16 protein-coding genes are annotated in these 21934 nt (G+C 71.8%); 3 read left to right on the top strand and 13 right to left on the bottom strand.

Annotation, left to right across the window (positions count from 1 at the left end; all coding sequences use genetic code 11):
• Positions 1–32: 32 nt before the first annotated feature.
• From ACRVYW_RS07020 to gabT, 5 genes are all read right to left on the bottom strand, one after another.
• Positions 33–1427 carry an NAD-dependent succinate-semialdehyde dehydrogenase gene (locus tag ACRVYW_RS07020; RefSeq protein WP_431803335.1) on the bottom strand — a complete coding sequence of 465 codons (1395 nt, stop codon included), beginning with the start codon at positions 1425–1427 and terminating at the stop codon, positions 33–35.
• Positions 1428–1486: 59 nt separating this feature from the next.
• Positions 1487–3055 carry an APC family permease gene (locus ACRVYW_RS07015; RefSeq protein ID WP_431803039.1) on the bottom strand — a complete coding sequence of 523 codons (1569 nt, stop codon included), beginning with the start codon at positions 3053–3055 and terminating at the stop codon, positions 1487–1489.
• Entirely contained in the window at positions 3052–3963 is a 912-nt protein-coding gene (locus ACRVYW_RS07010; RefSeq protein WP_431803037.1) for a universal stress protein, read from the bottom strand. The genes ACRVYW_RS07015 and ACRVYW_RS07010 overlap by 4 nt, the downstream gene beginning before the upstream one ends.
• Positions 3960–5405 carry a flavin monoamine oxidase family protein gene (locus tag ACRVYW_RS07005; protein WP_431803035.1) on the bottom strand — a complete coding sequence of 482 codons (1446 nt, stop codon included), beginning with the start codon at positions 5403–5405 and terminating at the stop codon, positions 3960–3962. Before ACRVYW_RS07005 ends, ACRVYW_RS07010 begins: the two co-directional genes overlap by 4 nt.
• Before the next feature lie 67 nt (positions 5406–5472).
• Entirely contained in the window at positions 5473–6834 is a 1362-nt protein-coding gene (gabT, locus tag ACRVYW_RS07000) for a 4-aminobutyrate--2-oxoglutarate transaminase (RefSeq protein WP_431803034.1), read from the bottom strand.
• A 116-nt stretch (positions 6835–6950) separates the two neighbouring features.
• On the opposite strand from gabT, the gene ACRVYW_RS06995 reads away from it, so the two are divergent.
• Complete coding sequence (locus tag ACRVYW_RS06995; protein WP_431803032.1) at positions 6951–8561, top strand: PucR family transcriptional regulator ligand-binding domain-containing protein; 1611 nt, start codon at positions 6951–6953, stop codon at positions 8559–8561.
• Between the two features lie 19 nt (positions 8562–8580).
• Here the strand turns inward: ACRVYW_RS06995 and ACRVYW_RS06990 are convergent, their stop codons facing one another.
• From ACRVYW_RS06990 to pnuC, 8 genes are all read right to left on the bottom strand, one after another.
• Entirely contained in the window at positions 8581–9951 is a 1371-nt protein-coding gene (locus tag ACRVYW_RS06990) for a helix-turn-helix domain-containing protein (RefSeq protein WP_431803333.1), read from the bottom strand.
• A gap of 256 nt (positions 9952–10207) precedes the next feature.
• Positions 10208–11569, bottom strand: coding sequence for an AMP-binding protein (locus ACRVYW_RS06985; RefSeq protein WP_431803030.1), 1362 nt, complete (start codon positions 11567–11569; stop codon positions 10208–10210).
• A gap of 5 nt (positions 11570–11574) precedes the next feature.
• The gene (locus ACRVYW_RS06980) at positions 11575–12210 is read right to left on the bottom strand and encodes a phosphohydrolase (RefSeq protein WP_431803028.1); all 636 of its coding nucleotides are present in this window, start codon (positions 12208–12210) and stop codon (positions 11575–11577) included.
• On the bottom strand, positions 12203–14107 hold the full coding sequence (locus tag ACRVYW_RS06975; protein ID WP_431803026.1) for a VWA domain-containing protein: 1905 nt from the start codon (positions 14105–14107) through the stop codon (positions 12203–12205). Before ACRVYW_RS06975 ends, ACRVYW_RS06980 begins: the two co-directional genes overlap by 8 nt.
• Positions 14104–14805 carry a potassium transporter Kef gene (locus ACRVYW_RS06970; protein WP_431803025.1) on the bottom strand — a complete coding sequence of 234 codons (702 nt, stop codon included), beginning with the start codon at positions 14803–14805 and terminating at the stop codon, positions 14104–14106. The genes ACRVYW_RS06975 and ACRVYW_RS06970 overlap by 4 nt, the downstream gene beginning before the upstream one ends.
• A gap of 10 nt (positions 14806–14815) precedes the next feature.
• On the bottom strand, positions 14816–16384 hold the full coding sequence (locus ACRVYW_RS06965) for an AAA family ATPase (RefSeq protein ID WP_431803023.1): 1569 nt from the start codon (positions 16382–16384) through the stop codon (positions 14816–14818).
• Between the two features lie 9 nt (positions 16385–16393).
• Positions 16394–17515: an AAA family ATPase gene (locus tag ACRVYW_RS06960; RefSeq protein WP_431803022.1), complete on the bottom strand. Its 1122-nt coding sequence runs from the start codon at positions 17513–17515 to the stop codon at positions 16394–16396.
• Positions 17508–18113 (bottom strand): nicotinamide riboside transporter PnuC, encoded by a 606-nt coding sequence (gene pnuC / locus ACRVYW_RS06955; protein WP_431803020.1) that lies wholly within the window; start codon positions 18111–18113, stop codon positions 17508–17510. The genes ACRVYW_RS06960 and pnuC overlap by 8 nt, the downstream gene beginning before the upstream one ends.
• Before the next feature lie 222 nt (positions 18114–18335).
• Here pnuC and aceB point away from each other — a divergent pair, with 222 nt between their 5' ends.
• Together aceB and ACRVYW_RS06945 are read left to right on the top strand one after the other, a co-directional pair.
• Positions 18336–19979 carry a malate synthase A gene (gene aceB, locus ACRVYW_RS06950; protein ID WP_431803019.1) on the top strand — a complete coding sequence of 548 codons (1644 nt, stop codon included), beginning with the start codon at positions 18336–18338 and terminating at the stop codon, positions 19977–19979.
• Positions 19980–20159: 180 nt separating this feature from the next.
• Positions 20160–21932 (top strand): alkaline phosphatase family protein, encoded by a 1773-nt coding sequence (locus tag ACRVYW_RS06945; RefSeq protein ID WP_431803017.1) that lies wholly within the window; start codon positions 20160–20162, stop codon positions 21930–21932.
• Positions 21933–21934 lie beyond the last annotated feature (2 nt).

Here is a 21934-nt window from a genome sequence, read left to right as displayed (position 1 = left end):
TTGTCGTCGCTCTCGTGCTCAGGATGCCGGGATCAGGATGCCGGGATCAGCGTGTACTTCGTGGACAGGTACTCGTGGATGCCTTCGAGGCCGCCCTCGCGCCCGACGCCCGACTGCTTGACGCCGCCGAAGGGTGCCGCCGCGTTCGAGACGACGCCGACGTTGAGGCCCATCATCCCGGTCTCGAGCCGCTCGACCATGCGGAGGCCCCGCTCGAGGCCCTCGGTGAAGACGTAGGAGACCAGGCCGTACTCGGTGTCGTTCGCGAGGCGGACCGCCTCGTCCTCGTCGGCGAAGGTCGCGATCGCGAGGACGGGGGCGAAGATCTCCTGGCTGAGGATGTCGCTACCCGGGGCGACACCCGAGATCACCGTCGGTTCGAAGAACGTGCCGGGGCCCTCGATCGCCGCGCCGCCCGCGAGGACGCTCGCGCCGCGCTCGACGGCGTCGTCGACGAGGGCCGTCGTGTTCGACACGGCCTTCTCGTCGATGAGCGGACCGATCTGGACGCCGTCCTCGGTGCCGCGGCCGACCTTCATCGACTTCACCCGCTCGGCGATGCGCGCCGCGAAGTCCTCCGCGACCGCCTCGTGCACGATGAAGCGGTTCGCGGCCGTGCACGCCTGCCCGATGTTCCGGAACTTCGCGGCCATCGCGCCGTCGACCGCCTTGTCGAGATCGGCGTCGTCGAAGACGACGAACGGGGCGTTGCCACCGAGTTCCATCGAGACGCGGAGGACCCCTTCGGCCGCCTGGGCGATGAGCTTCTTGCCGACCGGCGTCGAGCCGGTGAACGAGAGCTTCCGCAGCCGCGGGTCGGCGATGATCGGCGCCGACACCGACTGCGAGTGCGTCGTCGTGATGACGTTGACGACACCGGCGGGGAGCCCGGCATCCTCCAGCAGCTGCACGAACGCGAGCGTCGTGAGCGGCGTGAGCTCGGCGGGCTTGACGACCACCGTGCACCCGGCGGCGAGCGCCGGGGCGATCTTTCGCGTCGCCATCGCGAGCGGGAAGTTCCACGGCGTGATGAAGAAGCACGGGCCGACGGGCAGCTGGCTGATGAGCATGCGGCCGGTGCCCTCGGGGTTCGAGCCGTAGCGGCCCGCGATGCGCACCGCCTCCTCGCTGAACCAGCGGAGGAACTCGCCCCCGTAGGTCACCTCGCCGCGCGCCTCGGCGAGGGGCTTTCCCATCTCGAGGGTCATGAGCAGGGCGAACTCGTCGGCGCGCTCCTGCAGCAGGTCGAATGCCCGGCGGAGGATGTCGCTGCGCTTGCGCGGCGGCGTCGCCGCCCACTCGGCCTGTGCGGCGACGGCCGCATCCAGCGCACGGATCCCGTCTTCGGGGGTCGCGTCGGCGATCTCGACCAGCACGTCACCGGTCGCGGGGTCGTACACCGGGAAGGTGCCGGCACCTCCCGGCATCCACTCCCCCGCGATGTACAGGCCCGTGGGGACTTTCTCGAGCAGTGCGTCTTCGCTGATCACCGTGTCGCCTCCATCTTGCGCCGCCGCGTGCTCGCGGGAGCGTCCATACCCAGCGTCTCACCCTTGAAGAAGGCGGGGCGCTTCACCGACTGCCAGATCATGATCGCGATGCCGCCCACGATGATGAGCATGCCGAGGATGAACACGATCCCGACGCCGCCGACGTTCGCGCCCGATCCGTAGGCCGGGTCCATCGAGTCGATGAGCGTCGTGAAGAACAGGATCGCCAGGATCACGCCGCCCACGAGCGGGAAGAGGAACGTGAAGAAGACGTTCCGCACCGAGTCGAACCACTGGTGACGGAAGTACCACACGCACGCGAACGCCGTGATGCCGTAGTAGAAGCAGATCATCATGCCGAGGGTGAGGATCGTGTCCCACAGGGTGTTCTCGCTGACGATGCGCATGACGACGTAGAACGCCGAGGCCACGACCGCCGAGACGATCGTCGCGTAGCCGGGCGTGAAGAAGCGCGGGCTGACCTTCGCGAAGTTCGCCGGAAGCGCCCCGTAGTGCCCCATCGCGAGGAGCGTACGGGCGGGCCCGACGAAGGTGGACTGCAGGGAGGATGCCGACGACGTCAGCACCGCGAGCGACACGAGGAAGGCGAGCGGCCCGAGGATCGGACCCGACAGGTGGAAGAAGACGTTCTCCTGGATGTCCTCGTTGCCGAGGCCCAGCTCTCCCGTGCCGACGCCGGCGTACATGATCATCGCGACGGCGAGGAGGAGGTACAGGGTCACGATCGTGACGACCGTGAGGGTCGCCGCGCGGCCCGGCGTCTTCTCGGGGTCCTTCGTCTCCTCGTTCATCGTGAGGGTGACATCCCACCCCCAGAAGATGAAGATCGACAGCGACAGACCCGCCGCGAAGGCGGAGAACGACGTCACGGCGAACGGGTTGAACCACGCGAGGTCGAACGGCTGATAGTCGAACCCGTCGCCCGAGACCGCCTCGACGATCGCCGCAACGGCGAAGAAGACGAGGACGAGCACCTGGAAGGTGACGAGGAAGTACTGCAGCTTCTGCGTCGTCTGCATGTCGCGGTAGGAGATGATCGTCGCCACCAGCATGAACGCGAGGCACACGAGGACGTTGATCGCGACGTTGCTCGACAGGTCGGCGATGGCCTCGTTGCCGGTGATCTGGGCGATCAGCAGGAACAGGAAGTCGACGGCGACGCCGGCGAGGTTCGAGAGCACGAGGATCGTCGCGACGACGAGGCCCCATCCCGCCATCCACCCGACCCACGGCCCGAAGGCGCGGCTGGCCCAGGTGAAGGACGTGCCGGCATCCGGCATGCGGTTGTTCAGCTCCCGGTAGCCGAAGGCGACGAGCAGCATCGGGATGAAGCCGACGAGGATGATCGCGGGGATCTGCGCGCCGACGACGGATGCCGTGGGGCCGACGGCCGCGGTGAAGGTGTACGCCGGCGCGATGCAGGAGATGCCGATGACGACGGCGCCGATGAGGCCGATCGTCCCGGCGGAGAGCCCCTTGTTGGAGAGGCCTCCGGAGTTCTCGCTGCGGGTTTCGGCGGGCGAGGCGGCTTCGGGTGCGCTCATCGCTCGGTCTCCTCGGGGTCGGTGGAGCTCGTGATGGGTTCGGAGGTGGTGCGGGGGACGACGATCACCGGGACGGTGATCTCCTTGAGCATCTTCGCTGCGGTGGAGCCGAGGAAGAGGCGCTTGGGCTGGGCGAGGCGGCTGGAGCCGACCATCGCGATCTCGCCGCCCTCCCAGTCGAGGTGCGACACGGCGTCTTCGATCGAGTCGCCTTCGGCGACGGTCACGTCGATGCGGATGCCGTCGGGAAGCTCCGCCTGGGCCTCGGCGAGCACGTGCTCGGCCTCGGTCGAGCCGGCCGTCCGGATCGCGGCGGTGTCGGCCGTCGCGGGGAGGTCAACGGGAAGAAGCGAGAGAAGGCGCACGGGCACGTCCGCCGCCTGCGCGAGGGCGGCGGTCGCCTCGACGAGGGCGTCGGCGCCGGGGCGCGTGCCGATCGCGACCGTGATGCGCGTGATGCCCGTCGAGGCCGCGACCTTCCGCGCGCCGCGCGGCACGACGGCCACGGGGACGTCGGACGAGTGCAGGAGCTCGGTGGTCGTCGACCCGAGGCTGTGGCGGCCGCGGGGAGCGCTGTCGGCGGGCCCGACGACGATGCACACGGCATCCAGCTCATCGGCGATCTCGATCAGCCCCTCCGCGAACGACTCCGCCGGGCGGATCTGCGCGTGCGCGACGACATCGGTCGGGACCTTGTCGATCGCGGCGGCGATCCACTTCTGCGCCTGGTCGTGCAGGTAGCGGTCGTACGAGCCGCTCGGCGGCGTGATGACGCTGCGGTCGGCGGCCGGGAGGATGATCGTGACGTCGAGCACGGCGCCGATCGCCTGGGCGAGGCGCGCCGCGAACGCGACGGCGTCACGCCCCTGCTTGGTCGCGGTGTACCCGACGACGATGTGCCGGCTCATGCCGAGACGCCTTCGTGGGTCGCCGCGTCGACATCGGCGTGCTGCAGGGTCTCGCGGATCTTCCCGGCGACGAGGCGCCCCATGCGGATCGCGCCGTCGACGTGCTGGTAGCCGGCGCCGGCCATGTCGCTGCACGCGAAGCGGATCGGGCCAACGGCGGACCGCAGGTCGGCGCCGTAGCGGTGGAGTCCGCCCATGTCGAAGGATGCCGCGTAGGCCCCCCGCGTCCATTCCTCGCTCCCCCAGTCGCTCTCGAAGTAGACGACGGGGTTCTTCGCCTCGGGGCCGTAGTAGTGCGAGAGCGATTCGAGGATGCGCTCGCGGCGCTCGTCGGCGGAGAGGGTGAAGAGGTCGTCGGCGTTCTGGTCGGAGACGAACCCGACGAGGGTGCCGCGCTCATCGCCGTGATTCGAGTTGTCGTACGCCTCGTGCGAGAGCTCGTACGGGCTGAACGCGGTGCCCGACAGGCCCTGCTCGCGCCAGAACGGGCGGTCGTAGACGGCGTGCACCTTGATGACGAAGCCCATCGAGAGGTGCTGGTGCAGCTGGTGCTGGCGGCGCGGGAGCGCAGGCACGAAGGAGATGCGGTCGTAGAGGATCGGCGCGAGCGCGAGGACGACCTGGCGCGCGCGCACCGTGAGGCCGCCGGTCGCAGCTCCCGGGACGGTGGTGCCCGTGACGCCGGTCGTCGGCGTGGTCGTCACCGTGACCCCGGCATCCGACCATTCGACCGTGCGCGCCGCCTGGCTGAGGAAGACGTCCTCGCCGAGGCGCTCGGCCAGCAGCAGCGGCACCTGCTGGAGGCCGCCGACGACGCGCTTGTCGAGGATGAAGTCGGCGTCGACCAGGTTCGAGTAGCTGCCGGCGGATGCCGCCATCAGCAGCGACTGCAGCAGCGAGAAGGTGTGGATGGGCTTCGTGAGCATCGCCGACCCCGTCGCGAACGCGAGGTTCCGCACCGCCTCGTCGTCGTCGGTCTGCGTGCGCAGCCACGCCTCCCACGAGATGCGGTCCCACTCGGCGGCCTGCGGGTGCGCCCACGGCTCGTCGGGGTCGATCTCGGCCACCATCGCGTCGAGGCGTTCGGTGATCTCCGCGATGGCCGCTTCGGTCTCGGGGGCGACAGGGAACATCTCCCCCGTGAAGCGGTGCGCTACCCCGTCGGGGCCGACGTACACGCTGTCGCCCTCGCGGTAGCGGCTGAACGTGTCGAGACCGAGCTCGTCGACCGTCTCGATCAGCGCATGCTGGTCGGGCGAGATCCACTGGCCCCCGATCTCGAGCATCGCGCCGTCGATCGTGTCGGTCCACAGGCGCCCGCCGACGCGGTCGCGCGCCTCGACGACGGCGACCGAGAGGCCTGCCTTCTTCAGCTCATTGGCGGCGGTGAGGCCGGCGGCCCCCGCTCCGATGATGACGACGTCTCGTGTGATCTCGGTCATGTCACTCCTGGTGGTCGGGTGCTCGGATGGGTTCTCTGCCGCAGGGTCCGGCGGGTGCGGTAGCGGCTCAGGCGGCAGCGAGGGCGGCCGCGACGACGTCGAGACCTTCCTGCAGCAAGTGGTCGGGCATGCTCAGCGGCGGCAGGAAGCGGATGACGTTGCCGTACGTGCCGCAGGTGAGGACGATGACGCCTTCGGCGATCGCGGCCTTCGCGACGGCCGCCGTGAGCGCGGCGTCGGGGGCCTTCGTGACCGGGTCGACGAACTCGGCGGCGATCATCGCACCATGGCCGCGGACGTCGCCGATGCGGGGGTCGGATGCCTGCAGGGTCTCGAGCCGGGCGCGGAGCGCGGCGCCGATCTCGGAGGCGCGACCGACAAGACCCTCGTTCTCGAAGGCGTCGATCGCGGCGAGCGCCGCGGCGCACGCGACGGGGTTGCCGCCGTAGGTGCCCCCGAGCCCTCCGCCGTGGGTCGCGTCCATGATCTCGGCGCGGCCCGTGACGGCGGCGAGCGGCATGCCGCCCGCGATGCCCTTCGCGGTCGTGATGAGGTCGGGGACGATGCCGAACAGCTCGCTCGCGAACATCGCGCCGGTACGCGCGAAGCCGGTCTGCACCTCGTCGGCGATGAAGACGACGCCGTTCGCGCGGCACCAGTCGACGACCGCGGGCAGGAACCCGTCGGCGGGGACGATGAATCCGCCCTCGCCCTGGATCGGCTCGATGATGACGGCCGCGAGGTTGTCGGCGCCGATCTGCTTCTCGATGAGCGAGATCGCCTTCGCGGCGGCCTCGGCGCCGGAGAGCCCGTCTCGGAACGGGTACGAGTCGGGGGCGCGGTAGACCTCGGAGGCGAAGGGGCCGAACCCGCTCTTGTAGGGCATCGACTTGGCGGTGAGGGCCATGGTGAGGTTCGTCCGGCCGTGGTAGGCGTGGTCGAACGCGACGACCGCCGAGCGGCCGGTGTGCTTGCGGGCGATCTTGACGGCGTTCTCCACCGCTTCGGCGCCGGAGTTGAACAGGGCCGACTTCTTCGCGTGGTCTCCCGGCGTCAGGCGGTTGAGCGCCTCGGCGACCGCGACGTACGACTCGTACGGCGAGATCATGAAGCACGTGTGGGTGAACTGCGCCACGGCATCCTGTACGGCGGCGACGACGCCGGGGTGCGCGTTGCCGACGCTCGTGACGGCGATGCCCGAGCCGAGGTCGATGAGCGAGTTACCGTCGACGTCGACGACGACCCCGCCGCCGGCCGCGACGGCCTCGATCGGGACGGTGTGGGCGACGCCGGAGGCGACGGCTGCGGCCTTGCGCTCGAGCAGCTCCTGCGAACGCGGGCCCGGGATCGCGGTGACGAGGCGGCGCTCCTGCGGGAGCGAGGGGCCGCCGAGGACGGCGGAGCCGACAGTGGTGGAGGGAGTGCTCATGCGGGGAGCGTATGCGCGCACGTCGCGTGCCCACACCCGCCACCGTGTACATTCTGTGGCATCGGGGATACGTCGCGTACACCCGCCACCATCGACGCCGCCCCGACCGGAGACCGATGCCCGCACCCGCCGCCTCGCCCACCCCCTCGCACACGCCTGAGGCCGAACCCACCATCCGCGCGCTCCTGGCCCGGCGCGAGCTGTCGCTGAGCCTCGCCGTCGACGAGGCCGACCTCGACGCCGAGGCGCTCGACACGCCGCTGCGGTGGGTGCACTCCTCCGACCTCGCCGATCCCACGCCCTTCCTCGCCGACGACCTGCTGCTCCTGACGACCGGCACCCAGTTCGTGCCGTCGGCCGGCGGTGACGACTCCCCCGCCGCGTACGAGCGCTATGTCGCGCGCCTGCACGCGCGAGGCGTGCGGGGGCTGGGCTTCGGCACCGAGGTGGTGCGCGACGGCATCCCGCCGGGGCTGGTGGATGCCTGCCGCGCCGCGCGCCTGCCGCTGTTCGAGGTGCCGTACCGCACGCCGTTCATCGCGCTCGCGCGCGCCAACGCCGAGGCGATCGCGGCGCAGGCCTACGCCCGGCGGACGTGGGCGCTGTCGGCGCAGCGGGCGATCTCGCTCGCCGCGCTCCGCCCGGACGGACTCGCCGCGACGGTCTCCGAGCTCGCGCGTCAGCTGGGCGCCTCGGTCGGCCTGTACGACGCCGCCGGCGCCCTCGTGCACGGCGACGCCGACCTCGCCCCGCAGCTGCGCGCGGCGCTGGATGCCGAGGCGGGCGCGGTCCTGCGCCGCGGGGCGCGCGCGGCATCGCAGTTCGAGGTCGACGGCGTCCGCGTGACGCTGCAGACCCTCGGCCGCGGCGGGCACCTCCGGGGCCTCCTCGCCGTCGCGGGGGCCGACCTCGACCTCGAGGCCCGGAGCGTCGTCACCTCGGTCGTCGCGATGACGGGCCTGGCTCTCGAACAGGGGATGGGGCTCGCCCGCGGCCGCGCGGCGCTGCGTGCCGGGCTCGTCTCGGCGCTCCTCGGCGGCGACGCGGCCCTCGCACGCCACGTGGGCCGCGAGGTGTGGGGACCGCTCCCCACCGCTCCCGTCGTCGTCGCGGTCGCGCAGGTCGGGGCGGGGCGCACCGATGCCGCGACCGACTGGCTCGAGGTGCGCGCGGCCGAGGCGCGGGGCACGCTCTTCCACGGCCGCGGCCCTGCCGGTCACGTCCTGGTGGTGCCGGCGGGCGCACAGGACGCGATCGACGCGTTCGCCGCGCTCTTCGACGCGCCGACGGGGGTGTCCGACCCGACCGACTACGCCACGTTCGCGACGGCGCACGAGCAGGCCGTCGTCGCCGGGCGCCGCGCGGCGGGACCCTCCGCGACGGCAGGCGCTCCGGGATCGACCGCGACAGGCACCGCGGTGCGGTTCGCCGACGCGGCGACCGGAGGGGTGCTCTCGGCGCTCGACAGCGCGCCCGCACGCGCGCTCGCGGCCGCGCGGCTGGCACCGCTGCGCGCCCACGACGCGGCGCACGGCACCGCGCTCGTCGCCACCGTGCGCACGTGGCTCGAGCACGACGCGCGCATCGACGAGGCGGCGCGGGCTCTCGGCATCCATCGCCACACCGTCCGCACGCGGGTCGCTCTCGCTCAGCAGGTGCTGGGCCTCGACCTCGCGTCGTTCCCCGCGCGGGCGGAGCTGTGGGCCGCGTTCGTCGCGGCGGGGTGACGCCGACGGCGCGCGGCGCTCAGGCGAGCGGCGCGTGATGGTCGAGAAACTCGTACAGGTCGGTCGTGTCGACGCCCGGGAACGCGCCGGTCGGAAGCGTCGCGAGGAGCGTGCGCGGGGTCCGCACGTTCGGCCAGGCCTGGTCGCGCCACTGCGTCTCGAGTTCTGCCGGAGCGCGGCGGCAGCACACCTCGACGGAGTGCCGCGACACCCCGCGGTTGGTGGTCTCGCGGCCGACGAACCACTTCGTGTCGTCGAAGCGCACCCCGACGCTCACGGAGTGCTCCCCCTCGCTGGATGCCTCGACGCGCGCCGTGCACCAGTAGGTGCCGTTCCCGGTGTCGGTGTACTGGAAGTAGGGGTTGAACTTGTCGGGGATGTCGAAGACGACCCGGCTCGTCCACTTGCGGCAGCACATCTGTCCCTCGATCGACCCGAGACGGTCGGAGGGGAAGTTGACGTCGTCGTTCTCGTACGCCTTCGTGATGGTGCCCGACTCGTGCACCTTGAGGAAGTGCACGGGGATGTCGAGGTGGCGCGTCGCGAGGTTCGTGAAACGGTGCGCGGCGGTCTCGTACGACACCGAGTACGCGTCACGGAGGTCTTCGATCGACAGGGCGCGCTTCGCCTTGGCCTCGAGGAGCACCGGCACCGCGTGCTCCTCGGGGATCATGAGGGCGCCGACGAGGTAGTTGGTCTCGACGCGCTGGCGGAGGAAGTCGGCGTACGAGCGCGGCTCAGAGTGCCCGAGGATGCGGCTCGCGAGCGCCTGCAGCACGGCCGTCCGCGCACCTTTGCCGGGCACCGCGTTCGAGAGGTAGAGCCGCCCATGGCGAAGGTCGGCGACCGAGCGGGTCGAGGCAGGGAGGTCGGACACGTAGTGCAGCGAGAACCCCAGGTGCGCCGCGATGTCGGATGCCGTGCGCTGGGTCAGCGGGCCGCCCGGGTGGTCGACGGCGGTGAGGATCGCGCGGGCGTGCTCTTCGAGCTCGGGGAAGTAGTTGTCCTGACGGCGCATGAGGTGGCGGAGCTCGACGTTGGCCCTCCGCGCCTCTTCGGGGGTCGCGGAGCGCTCGTCGCCGAGGCGTTCGATCTCGCCCTGCAGGGCGAGCATCGCGCGTAGCACGTCGTCGGGCACGCTCCGCCCGATGCGGAACGGTTCGATGCCGAGCGCGCGGAACGTCTGTCCCTTCATGGCCCGCTCGAGCGCGATCTCGAGGGTCGCGCGCTCGTCGAGCGTCTCGGCTTCGAGCAGCTGGTCGACGGTCGCACCGAGCGCCTTCGCGATCGTGCGCAGGAGCGTGAGCTTCGGCTCGCGCTTTCCCGTCTCGATCATGGAGAGCTGGCTGGGGGCGCGCTCGACCGCGGCGGCGAGTTCGTCGAGAGTCATGCCCTGCGCCGTGCGGAGCTGGCGGATGCGCCGGCCGATCGTCAGCGCGTCGGCGTCGGCCGGCTCGTCGTCGCGCTCGAGGCGGCTGTCCGCGCGGGCATCGAAGCGGCCGTCCGTGCGCGCGTCGATGCGGGCAGCGGGAGGGGTGAGGGTCATGCGGGCGAGTCTGTCACAGATCGTGAAGTTCGGGTGACTTTTCACGGCATCCGGGCATCAACGCCCGAAATCTTCACAGAAAGCGCGCTCGACCGGTCGATCACTCCGGCCCGGGCACTGCGTGACTGACGTACCGACGGGGCTTCCCCTCACCGAGAGCCGCGAGCGTCCGGACGTCGCGGACCGCGACCGGTTGCCCGAGGAGCGCCGTCAGCGCCCGCGTGATCGCGCCGGCGTCTCCGCCCGCGATCCGCACGTCGACCGAGCCGTCGACCGCCTGCACCACACTCCACCCGCGGGCACCGTGCGCCTGGAGCTGCTGGGTCAGTTCGACACACGCGACGGCGGTGCCGCCTGCGGTGACGAAGCGGGTGTCTTCGCGGCCCTCGAGGTCGGCGATCGCGAGGGCGCCGCCCGCGAGACGCACGAGGCGCCCGACGTCGCCGGTGCGATAGCGCACGAGCGGCAGCAGCGGGTTCTCGCCCGCCGTGACGACGATCTCGCCGCGCTCCCCGTATCCCACCGGCGCGCCGTCGGGCGCGACGACCTCGACCAGCACACGCCGACCCAGCACGCGGTGGGGACCGGTGTCGGTCGCGACCGCGATCGGACGCGTCTCGTGCAGCCCGTACACGTCGAAGACCGGGCACGCGAACGCGCCCTCCAGGTCGCGCCGGAGCGGCACCGACAGCGCCGTCGCGCCGGAGAACACCGCGAGGGGGCGCAGCACGTCGGCCAGGGGCACCAGCTCGGCGAGGCTCGCGGGACTGCCCGTGAGCACCTGCGGATCGGCGTCGGCGAGGAACGCGGCGCGATCACCCGGGTGCCGCCACGACGCGGGGTGCAGGTTGACACGCGTCATGGCGCGCAGCTCGAACCCGCTGACGAGGGAGACGTACGAGAACGCCTGCCGCTGGTGCACGACCTGCGCGAGGGCGAGCCGTTCGCCGTCGGGCCGCCAGTCGACGCCCGCCGAGGCCGCGAGCCGCACGAGCAGGTGGAACGTCCGGGCGACCTCCTCGACGTCGTCGGGGATCACGAGCGCCGCACCGGTCGACCCCGAGCTCGTGCCGTGCAGGACGCGCGCGAGGTCGGCGTCGCGCGGGACGAAGGCGGCGATGTCGGCGACGAGGTCGGCGCGAGAGATGAGCGGGAAGTCCTCGAGCCGCTCGAGTCCCGGCATCCGCCGGTAGAACGGCAGGCGCCGCGCCGTGTCGAGGTGCTCATCGAGCCACCCCTGCACCGGCAACGGGTCGCGCGAGCGCGCGATCATCTCCGGCGTCAGCCGGTCGCCGGTCGCGTGGGTCCACGCGGGGCCGGCGGGGTGGTCGCGCCACCGGGCGAGGCGTGCGGCGCCGTCGGCGTCGAGCGTCGGCCACCTCTCGGCGTCGTCGAGCACCGCCGCGGAGAACGGGCGGTATTCGCCGATCGCGAGCGGATCGAGGGCGTCGGGATCACTCACTGGGATCACTCACTGGAGTACCGCGCCGCCGCTTCCCGCGCGCGGGCGGCGGCGAGCGCGCGGGCCACCTCGGCGCGATGACGCTGCTCGGCGAAGGCCTCGGCGAGCGCGGCATTGCGGCGCAGCGAGTCGCGTTCGTCCCACTGCGCGCGGGCGGTCTGCGCGTCCTCCCCCGCGGGGAGAAGGCCCGACCAGAGGAGGAAGAGGCGGGATGCCTCGGCGCGCCGCTCGTCGTCCGACAACCAGTCGAGCGGGTCGACGACGGGGGCGAGCCGGAGTGCGAGCGCGTCGACGCCGCGGAGGTCGACGGGTGAGGGCGTGCCGTCCCGGGTGAGCGGCGGGGAGAAGGGTTCGACGAGCTCCTCGCTGGCGTGCAGCCAGATGCCGATCGCCGCCCCGCGGCGCACGCGCTCGTCGGCGGCGAACCGCACCGCGAGAAGCCCCGCCAGACCCGCATCGGAGGCGAGAGCGACGAGGGAGACGCCCTCGTCGAGGAAGGCGCGGGGGACGCTCGCGAGGCGCGCCGCGACGGCATCCACCGCCGGGCCCGCGTGCAGAACGCCCCACTGGAGGTCCTCGGCGGGGGTCGCGTCGATCCACGCGGCCAGCCTCGGGTCGATCTCATCCACGACGTCATCCATGCAGCACCTCGGCCAGTCTCGCGCACACCGCGGGCGCATCGTCCATCGACGCGATCGGGATGATGTCGTACCCGGCAGCCGCGGCGAGCGGCGTGAGCGCCTCGGTGCCCGCGGCCACCACGAGGGTCGCCGTCGTCAGCTTCGCGCGTGTCTGCGCCGCCACGTGCGCGTACGGCTGGTTGCCGTCGCCGAAGAGCGAGGTGAGACCGTCGTCCGAGAGCACGACGAGGTGGCGGCGGTCCCCGTCGTCGGGAGCGGGCAGCGGCGAATAGCGCCGCTCGAGCAGATCGAGGGGGAACGACGTGCCCGCGCCGAAGAAGAAGGCGAGATCGCCCAGCAGCGCGGTTTCGTCGCGGGAGAACCGGTCGCCGCCCGCGACCTGCCCGCCGCCCGAGAAGCTCGTGACGCGTGCGCGCCCTCCGCCGCGGAGCACCGACATCACGAGGATCGTCCCCGCGAGCACGGCCGGCGATCCGCTCTCGGGCGAGGCCATCGAGCCCGAGGAATCGATGTACAGGTCGAGGTCGAGGCCGGTCTCGGCGGGGAGCGGTTCGTCGTCGAGCACGGTGCGGCGCCGCGTCGTGACGCCCGGCACGACGACCGGTCCGCTCTGGAACGTCGCCGACCAGTCGATGTCGGCGAGGTCGTCGCCCGTCTCCCACGTCGCGATCGGCCCGGGAAGGTCGCTCGCCGGGAGCGCCGGGGCGCGATGCGTGTACGGGCGCACCCACCGCCGCGCCTGCGAGCGGTACCACGCCGCCATCACGGCCGCCGCGTCGGAGTCGCCGTACAGCTCGAGGGTGTGGGCGAGTTCGAGTGCCTGGCCGCTCGCAGCGTCGGCACCGTCGGCACCGTCGGAGCCCTCGGAGGTATCGGCGCCCGCCGCGCTCGCCGCCGCTCCGTTCACGCGAGGGTCGGAGAGCACCTGACCGATCTCCGCGTCGGTGGCGGGCGCCGTGTCGGCGGCGCAGCCTGCAGCAGCCCCACCGTCGGGCCCGCCGCCGGCGGACCCGCCCTCGTCCTCCCGCGCAGGATTGTCGACGAGGTAGGGTGCGGCGATCAGTCCGAACCGCAACGCTCCCGAGACGGGGTCACTCGCGAAGGCGCGCACGAGGCGTGCGACCGAGTCGGCATCCGCCTCGGGGTGCGTGCGCGTGATCGCGGCGAGACGCTCCTCCGCCTCTCGCCGTGCACGCTGGGCGGCCTGCAGGGCCCGCGCCTTGCCGCGCAGGCGCGCGGGCTCCCTCGCGGGATCCACCATGTCGTCGGTGTCGGCACGCGGCGCGGGCGCGGGCGGCGCGGGAGGTTCGGGGGCGACGAGCTCTCCCGGCGGAAGGTGCCACAGCCTCTCGTACGCGCGCAGGTACAGCCACCAGAGCCGGTCGGTGGTGTCATGCCCTGAGCGGTAGAGCGCGCGCGACACGCGCACGATGCCGGGCTCCCCCGCCCCGTCGCGGCGCCGCTGGAGGTTCGCGACGCGGGTGTTGACGAGCAGATCGGTCCAGAGGTTCGACAGCAGTGCCACCTCGTCGTCACGGACGCGCATGCGCCCCGCGTCGACGAGCGCGCGCGCGAGCTGATGCCGGATCTTGAGCGCGTCGATGCGCGTGCTCGGAGCGAGCACGTGGTGCCCGATCTCGTGCGCGAAGACGCTCTCGAACTCCCCGGCTCCGCCCACGTGCGCGACGTACTCGGGGTCGACCGCGATCTCGGGCGGAAAGCTGAACCAGGCCGGCGCGCCGACGCGCGCGCCCTCCCCGGGCAGGATGCGCGCATCGTGCATGCGGACGCTCCACAGCGCGAGGGCGTCCTCCCACGCGCGGCGCAGGTCGCCGTCGAGCGCGCGCTCGTGTGCACCCTCGAGCGCGCCGTCGGGGCGGGCGCGGTGCTCGCTCATGCGTCGTCCCCGACGCGGATCCACGCCAGATACGAATCCGGCAGGAGCACGACACCACCCCGGACCGCGCCCGGACCGCGCGGCACACGGGGCGGTTCGGCGCCGTCCGGCAGCCGGGTGAGGTACGCGCCCCACGCGTCGGCGTCGAGACGCCACCAGTGATCGTCCGCGTGGATCGCGAACGCCCCGCCGTCGGGGACGTCGGGCAGAGCGCGCCACGCGTCGGGGATGCCGGTCCACGCGCCGCCGAACCCCGCGAAGCCGCCGACGGCGCACACGAAGCCGTTCGCCGCGTCGCGCCCCGGCCAGAAGAAGCGATCGGATGCCTGCCGCTCCGCGAAGACGTCGAGCTGCGCGACCTCGAGCCCGAGGGCAGCCGCGGCGGCGGCGCGCTCCGCGTCGCCGCGGCGGCGGAGGGTCTCGAGATGCCGGAGGGCCTCGTCGCGCATCGCGACGAGGCCCGCGCGCCACGCCGCGAGGGTCACGAGGGCACGGGCGGTCTCGGGGTCACCAGAGAAGGGACCATCACCAACGGCGGCGTCGACGGCGGCGCAGCGCGCGGTGAAGCGCGCCGCGTCGCCGCCGAGGCGCGCCACGTTCTCGCGCGCGAGCTCGAGGTCGACCACCGTGCCGGGCGGCAGGGCCGACGCCCCCGGCCGCTCCTCCCGGTCGGCGAGCTGCAGCGGCATCCGGATCATCGGCGCACCATCATCGGCGCTCCGCGAGCCACTGCGCGTACGCGGTGTACCGCTGATGCAGGTACTTCAGCGCGGTGAGATCGTCGAAGTCGCGCCCGTAGAGCTTCCGCGTCGCGGCGATCGCGCGCACGCGCGACTCGATCTTGGTGAGGCGGCGCGAGACCTCCACCGTCGACAGTCCATCCAGGCCCGCTTCGAACTGGGTGAGCAGCGCGCGGACGGGATCGTCCTCGTCCCGCCCGAGGGCGTCGTACTGGGCGCACGACTGCGCGAAGACATCCTGCAGCCAGCTGACGACGTCGCTGGCGAGCTCATGCTCTGAGCCGACCTCGAAGCGGGGGTGCGAGAGGTTCGGCAGCAGCTTGCCTCGAAGGACGAACGGGAGCATCGCGGCGACGTCGGCGACGGTGACCTCGGAGGCGCCCCGGAACCAGGCCATCGCCTTCGCATACAGGACGAGCGTCTGCAGCGCACGTACCGAGAGGCCGTTGAGGGTCTGCGCGCCGAGATCGGCGACGAGATCGGCGCCGGAATTCTCCTCGATCACCTCGGCGACCCGGCCGCCGGATGTCGTCACCGTGTCCTTCGTGCGGTACTCGAACCGCCGCCCGCCGTGCTGGACGAACTCGAAGTGGCTGAGGAAGAACTCCAGGCGCCGGCGGACCGCGGGCGGCACGGGCACGGCCCGGATCGCGGCGCGGATCGCGTTCTGCTCGTCGGCCGTGAAGACGAGCTCGGCCGGCACGTGCTCTTCGGGCTTCTCGCCCGCCTCGACGCGGGTGACCAGTTCGTCGAGGAAGCGGCTGTTGAAGCCCGCCGCCTGCACCGTGACGTCCATGCGGTCGCGCAGGGCCTGGATGACGGGGAACGTCCCCCCGCCCGCATCGTCGTTCGCCGTGAAGAACCAGCTCTCGACGCCCCGGTCGGGGTTGGTCTTGTGCATCTGGTCGTGGCTCTCGACGTAGCCTTCGGCGACCATCGTGAGCAGGGCCGATTGGGTCTTCGTCGGAATGCGGTTGTACTCGTCGACGATCTTCACGGGACGCGTCAGCCACTGCCGCCAGGCGATCGAGATCTCGGCGAGGCTCGCGGCGTTGACGAGGTCGCGCGGCAGCGGGATGCCGACGAGGTCGCTGACCGTGAGCTGCGGCTGCCCCTGCTGCACGCTCCGGCGCACGTCGTCGGCGCTCGATCCGGCGAGAACGCCCATGAGGACGGCGACCGTGGTCTTCCCGCGCCCGGGCCCGCCGATCATGAGGCACTTGCCGCCGACGGCGAACGTCAGCAGCGGCACCAGGACGTTCGACGAGAACGACGCGTCGGTGGGCAGCGTGAGGGAGGCCGAGGCGTCGCCGAGCGTGAAGGTCTGCGGGCGCCGGGCGGAGAACTCGAGGTCGTAGTAGGGCGAGATGACCGCCCGATTGACGATCCAGTAGTAGGCCTGGCGGAGCTTCTCGTCGAGCGGGACCTCGGGGGCGCCCGGCGCCGCGAACAGGTCGTCGGTCGTCAGCCGCTCCGGGCCGTCGAGGTGGGCGGACGACGTGGGCGACACCGAGACCTTGCGCCAGCGATCGGACATGCGTCGAGCCTAGGGGGCGTGCGGCGCCGGCTGATCCCGCGACGACGTCGCGCGCGCCGCCCCCTCGCGCGCCGCCCGTGCCCGAGCACGCTGCACGTCGTCCGCGTCTCCTTCGAGGGGCGGCGCGAAGGCGGCCCGCGCCGCCATCGCGCGCCGCACGAGCGGGAGGGCGGCCTCGACCCGGGCGGCACGGTCGCCGTGCAGCTCGACCCACGGCACGCTCTGCGCGGCCAGCACCTCCCGGAAGCGCTCCTGCATCGCATGGCGGATATGCTCGCCGTCGCGCAGTCCGTCCTGCACGAACGGGATCTCGTCGCCGGTGAGCAGATACAGGTCGGGCCGGTGCGTCGCCGCGCGGGCGAGGATGCCGGGAGCGGCCGTGCCGACGTAGCGCTCGTGCCAGAGCGCCGTCGCGAGGACGTCGGTGTCGCACACGAGCACCGGCACCGGGATGCGGCGGAGCGCGTCGTCCTCGAGGACGATCTGGCGGTCGACGCACAGCTCGAACTCGTCGCTGCGCCACGGGGCATCCAGCCCGCCCTCTCGTGTCAGGGTGAGCTCGCGCCCGTACTCGGGCACCCACAGCGTGCCGAGAGCCGCCGCGAGGTCTTCGGCGAGCGTCGTCGACCCGGTCGACTCGGCGCCGAGCACCACGACGCGGGTCGCGAGGTCGGCGCGCACAGCCGGGGCGAGTTCATGCCAGTGAGCGGCGAGGTCGCCGCGGATGCGCGTACCGGAGACGGGGTTGACCGCGCGACCGGCATCCACCTGCACCCACGCCGCACCGAGACGGCGGGCGAGCTCGTCGCCGTACGGGTCGGAGGTGAAGACGGCGTCGGCCGGCTCCGGGAGGAGCCCCGCGATGAAGGCGGTGTGCGCCTCCCACGCGTCGGGCGAATCGAAGTCGACGGGGGTGTCGTCGAGCGCCGTCACCACGCGCACCGTCGGGTGCTCTTCGCGCAGCCACGCGGCACGCCGCTCGAGCGGGATGGTCTCGACGGACGACGCGATGACCTCGACCGTCACCCGGTCGCACGCGCGGACGGCGCTCCGGATGAGGTGGGAGTGACCGACGTGCAGCGGATAGAACTTGCCGACGACGAGGCCGTGCGCGAAACGGCGCTCAGGCATGCGCCGGCGTCTCCGCCTCGACCGCCGTCGCCCGCGCCGTGGCGCGCCAGCCGCGGTATCCGTACACGCACAGCACGATGAACAGGGCGTAGAGGGCCGCGACGATCCAGAGCCCGGTCGCGATCGATAGGGCAACGAACGCGATGTCGACGCCGATCCACACGAACCAGTTCTCGATCCACTTGCGGTTGAGCATGTACTGCGCGACGAGGCTCGCCGAGGTCGTCGCCGCGTCGGCGAGGGCGACCTGCGAATCGGTGAAGGTGCTGAGGACCCACGTCAGCACGGCGGCGCCCGCGAGGCCCGCGGCGATGAGGGGGAAGACCGCCCGGCGCGGTGTGCGGGCGATGTACTCGCGGTCCTGCTCGACACCGCGCGTCCAGTGGATCCAGCCGTGGATGCCGAGGACGAGATAGACGACCTGCAGCCCCGCCGCCGCGTAGAGACCCGCCGGCACGAACACCGCGAGGAAGACGAGGTTGTTCGCGATGCCGAGGGGGTAGGTCCACACGTTCCGCCGCGCGGCGAGGAACACGCATGCGGCGCCCGTCGCGAAACCGAGGATCTGCATCCACTCCTGAAGAATCCAGTCGATCACCGGTTCAGCCTAGGCAGGCCGGGGCCGGGCACGGCGAACCCGGCGCGGATTCGCGTCGCGTCATGTCCGGCGTCGGATCACAATCCGTGAAGATCGAGAGAACTTCACACGCGATTTGGTCAGTCTGCCGCCGATTCTTCACCCAGAGTGGTCTCACGGCACCCGCCGTACGGATCACCTCTCCGAGGCATCCGCGACCGACTCGCACAGAAAGCCAGGGCCATGACCACCACCGCCACGACCTCCCGCCCGACGACCGGGCCCATCCCGACGGCGGCTATCGTCGTCACCGGCCCTATGCGCGAGCGGTACGACGAGATCCTCACGCCCGACGCGATCGCGTTCCTCGCAGAGCTGCACGCCCGCTTCGCCGGCCGTCGCCACGACCGCCTCGCCGACCGCATGCGTCGCCGCTTCGAGATCGGCAACGGCCACGACCCGCAGTTCCGCTCCGACACGGCGCACATCCGCGAGGATGCCGAGTGGCAGGTCGCCGGCGCCGGCCCCGGCCTCGAGGACCGCCGCGTCGAGATCACCGGGCCCACCGATCCGAAGATGACGATCAACGCCCTGAACTCGGGCGCGAAGGTGTGGCTCGCCGACCAGGAGGACGCCACGAGCCCCACCTGGAAGAACGTGATCGAGGGTCAGCTGTCGCTGTTCGACGCGATCCGCGGGCAGCTGAGCTACACGTCGCCCGAGGGCAAGGTGTACGAGGTCACGGCGCAGGAGACGCCCACGATCGTGATGCGCCCCCGCGGCTGGCACCTCACCGAGAAGCACGTGCAGTTCACCGACCGCGCGGGCCGTCAGCTCGCCGCGTCGGGCTCGCTCGTCGACTTCGGCCTCTACTTCTTCCACAACGCGAAGCAGCTCATCGAGAACGGCGTCGGCCCGTACTTCTACCTGCCGAAGATCGAGTCGTCCGAAGAGGCGCGGCTGTGGGATGACGTGTTCACGTTCAGCGAGCAGTACGTCGGCATCCCGCACGGCACGATCCGTGCGACCGTGCTGATCGAGACGCTGCCGGCCGCGTTCGAGATGGAGGAGATCCTCTTCGAGCTGCGCGACCACGTCGCGGGCCTGAACGCGGGCCGCTGGGACTACATCTTCTCGGTGATCAAGAACTACCGTGGCCGCGGCGCCCGGTTCGTGCTGCCCGACCGCAGCCAGGTGACGATGACGGTGCCGTTCATGCGGGCCTACACCGAGCTGCTCGTGCAGACGTGCCACAAGCGCGGCGCCTTCGCCATCGGCGGCATGAGCGCGTTCATCCCGAACCGCCGCGACCCCGAGGTGACCCAGCAGGCGTTCGAGAAGGTGTCGGCCGACAAGAAGCGCGAGGCGGGCGACGGCTTCGACGGCACGTGGGTGGCCCACCCCGACCTGATCCCCGTCGCCCGCGCGGAGTTCGACGCGGTGCTCGGCGACAAGCCGAACCAGGTCGACCGTCAGCGTCCCGAGGTGCACGTGGAGGCGTCCCAGCTGATCGACGTGCACATCGGACTGCCGATCACGGCGGACGGCGTCTACGCGAACGTGTCGGTGGCGATCCGCTACATCGAGGCGTGGCTGCGGGGCCTGGGCGCCGTCGCGATCGACAACCTCATGGAGGACGCCGCGACCGCCGAGATCTCGCGCTCGCAGATCTGGCAGTGGATCCACCAGGACCGTTCCACGGCCGACGGCACGAAGATCACCCGCGCCTACATCGAGAAGCTCATCACGCAGGTGCTCGAGGAGGTCACGCGCTTCGAGGGCGACCGGTTCGACGACGCCGCGAAGATCTTCGAGGACGTCGCGCTCGGCGAGGACTTCCCGACGTTCCTGACCCTGTCGGCGTACGCGGAGTACCTGGAGGGCTGAGTCCCGCAGCGCGCGCTCGTCGCGCCGCTGACGAAGGGGGTCGGATGCCTGGCATCCGACCCCCTTCGTCGTGTCGGCTCGCAGCGCGTTGCGGGCAGCTTCCGTCGCCTCGCGCCCCGGAGGGCGCGGATCGTGCCCGTTGTGCGCCTCACGCGGCGATCGCGCCCCTAGATTGCGACGATGACCGCGGATGACGGGGAGCCCGGCGACACGACGCCAGCGGGCACGAAGGCCGACGAGGGCACGAAGCCCGACGAGGGGACGAGCCGGCGCGACTTCCTGCGGCGGACGGGCATCGGCCTCGCGGGGGTCGCCGGTCTCGCAGTCGCGGGCGGGGCCGGGTGGGGCATCGCGGCGTCGCAGCACCGCGCGGCGTCCGTCTCGCCCACCTTCACACCGCTCCCGCAGCGCGCCGACGCGGCCTTCGACCACCTCGTCGTGCTCATGTTCGAAAACCGCAGCTTCGACAACATGCTGGGGCGGCTCTACACCGCGGACGAGAAGACGCGCGATGAGTTCGACGGCCTCCTGCAGGGCGATTACGCCAACGTCGCACCGAACGGCGAGCGCATTCCCGCGCATGTGTACACCGGGCCGACCGACTCGATCATGCAGCAGCCGCAGCCCGACCCGGGCGAGACCTACCCGCACGTCAACACGCAGCTGTTCGGCACCGTCGCCCCGCCCGTCAACGCCCCGCCGCAGGGACAGCAGCCCGACAACGGCGGGTTCGTGCACGACTACATCATCAACTTCCGCAACTCGACGCGGCGCGAACCCGCGCCCGATGAGTACCGCAAGGCGATGGGCGGGTTCTCCCCCGACATGATGCCCGTCCTCTCGACACTCGCCCGTGAGTTCGCCGTCTACGACCACTGGTTCGCGGCCGCCCCCTCCCAGACCTACTGCAACCGGTCGTTCTTCCACGCGTCGACGTCGCACGGGTTCGTCGTCAATCACGCCGACGGCTCGTACGAGAAGTGGCTGAACGCTCCGGCATCCCCCACCGTCTTCGACCGACTCGAAGAAGCCGACCTGTCGTGGCGGGTGTATTACGATCCGACGCAACTCGTCTCGCTGACCGGGTTCATCCATGCGCCGGCGCTGGAGAAGTACTGGAAGACGAACTTCCGCGACATGACGCAGTTCTACGCGGATGCCGCAGCGGGAAACCTCCCGGCCTACGCCTTCATCGAGCCGCGGATGATCTTCAACCACAACGACATGCATCCGCCGTGGGGCGAGCTGCGCGAGGGCACTCTGACCCTCGACGACGGGACGACGATCCGGGTGGACGACAGCGCGGTATCCGACGTGCGCGCGGGCGACAAGCTGCTGCAGGACGTCTACGATGCGGTCCGCACGAGCGCGACGGCCTCGGGTTCGCACGCCCTGAACACCGCGCTCGTCGTCACGTTCGACGAGCACGGCGGCCTGTTCGACCACGTCGCCCCTCCCGCCGCGACACCGCCCGACGATGCGGGGCCCGGGGAGATGGGTTTCACGTTCGACCGGCTGGGCCTGCGCGTCCCCGCGATCGTCGTCAGCGCCCACGCCGCGCCGGGAACGATCGTCCGCGACGAGATGCACCACGGCTCGCTCGTCGCGACGCTGTCGCGCCAGCACGGCCTCGCGCCGCTCACGGCCCGCGACGACGGAGCCCCCACGATCCACAACGCCCTCACCGCTCCGCGGCCACGCCAGCCCGACGCGTGGCCGACCCCGACCGCACTGTGGTCCCCGCCGAACCCCGAAGCCGTCTCGGAGGACACGGTCGACGCGCACCGCGCCCGACCGCTCACCTCGCCCGCGCGCGGGCTGCTCGGGCTGCTGCTGGAGCGCGAAGACCCCGGCACGCCCGTGCCCGCGACCTACGGCGAGGCGTACGACGCGCTGCAGAAGCACGGCCAGGGCCTGTTCGGCACGACGGATGCCGCGGCTGCGGCATCCTGAGC

This window comes from Microbacterium sp. bgisy203 (assembly GCF_965345155.1).
Lineage (GTDB): Bacteria > Actinomycetota > Actinomycetes > Actinomycetales > Microbacteriaceae > Microbacterium.
This window is presented reverse-complemented; position numbering and strand designations above follow the sequence as displayed.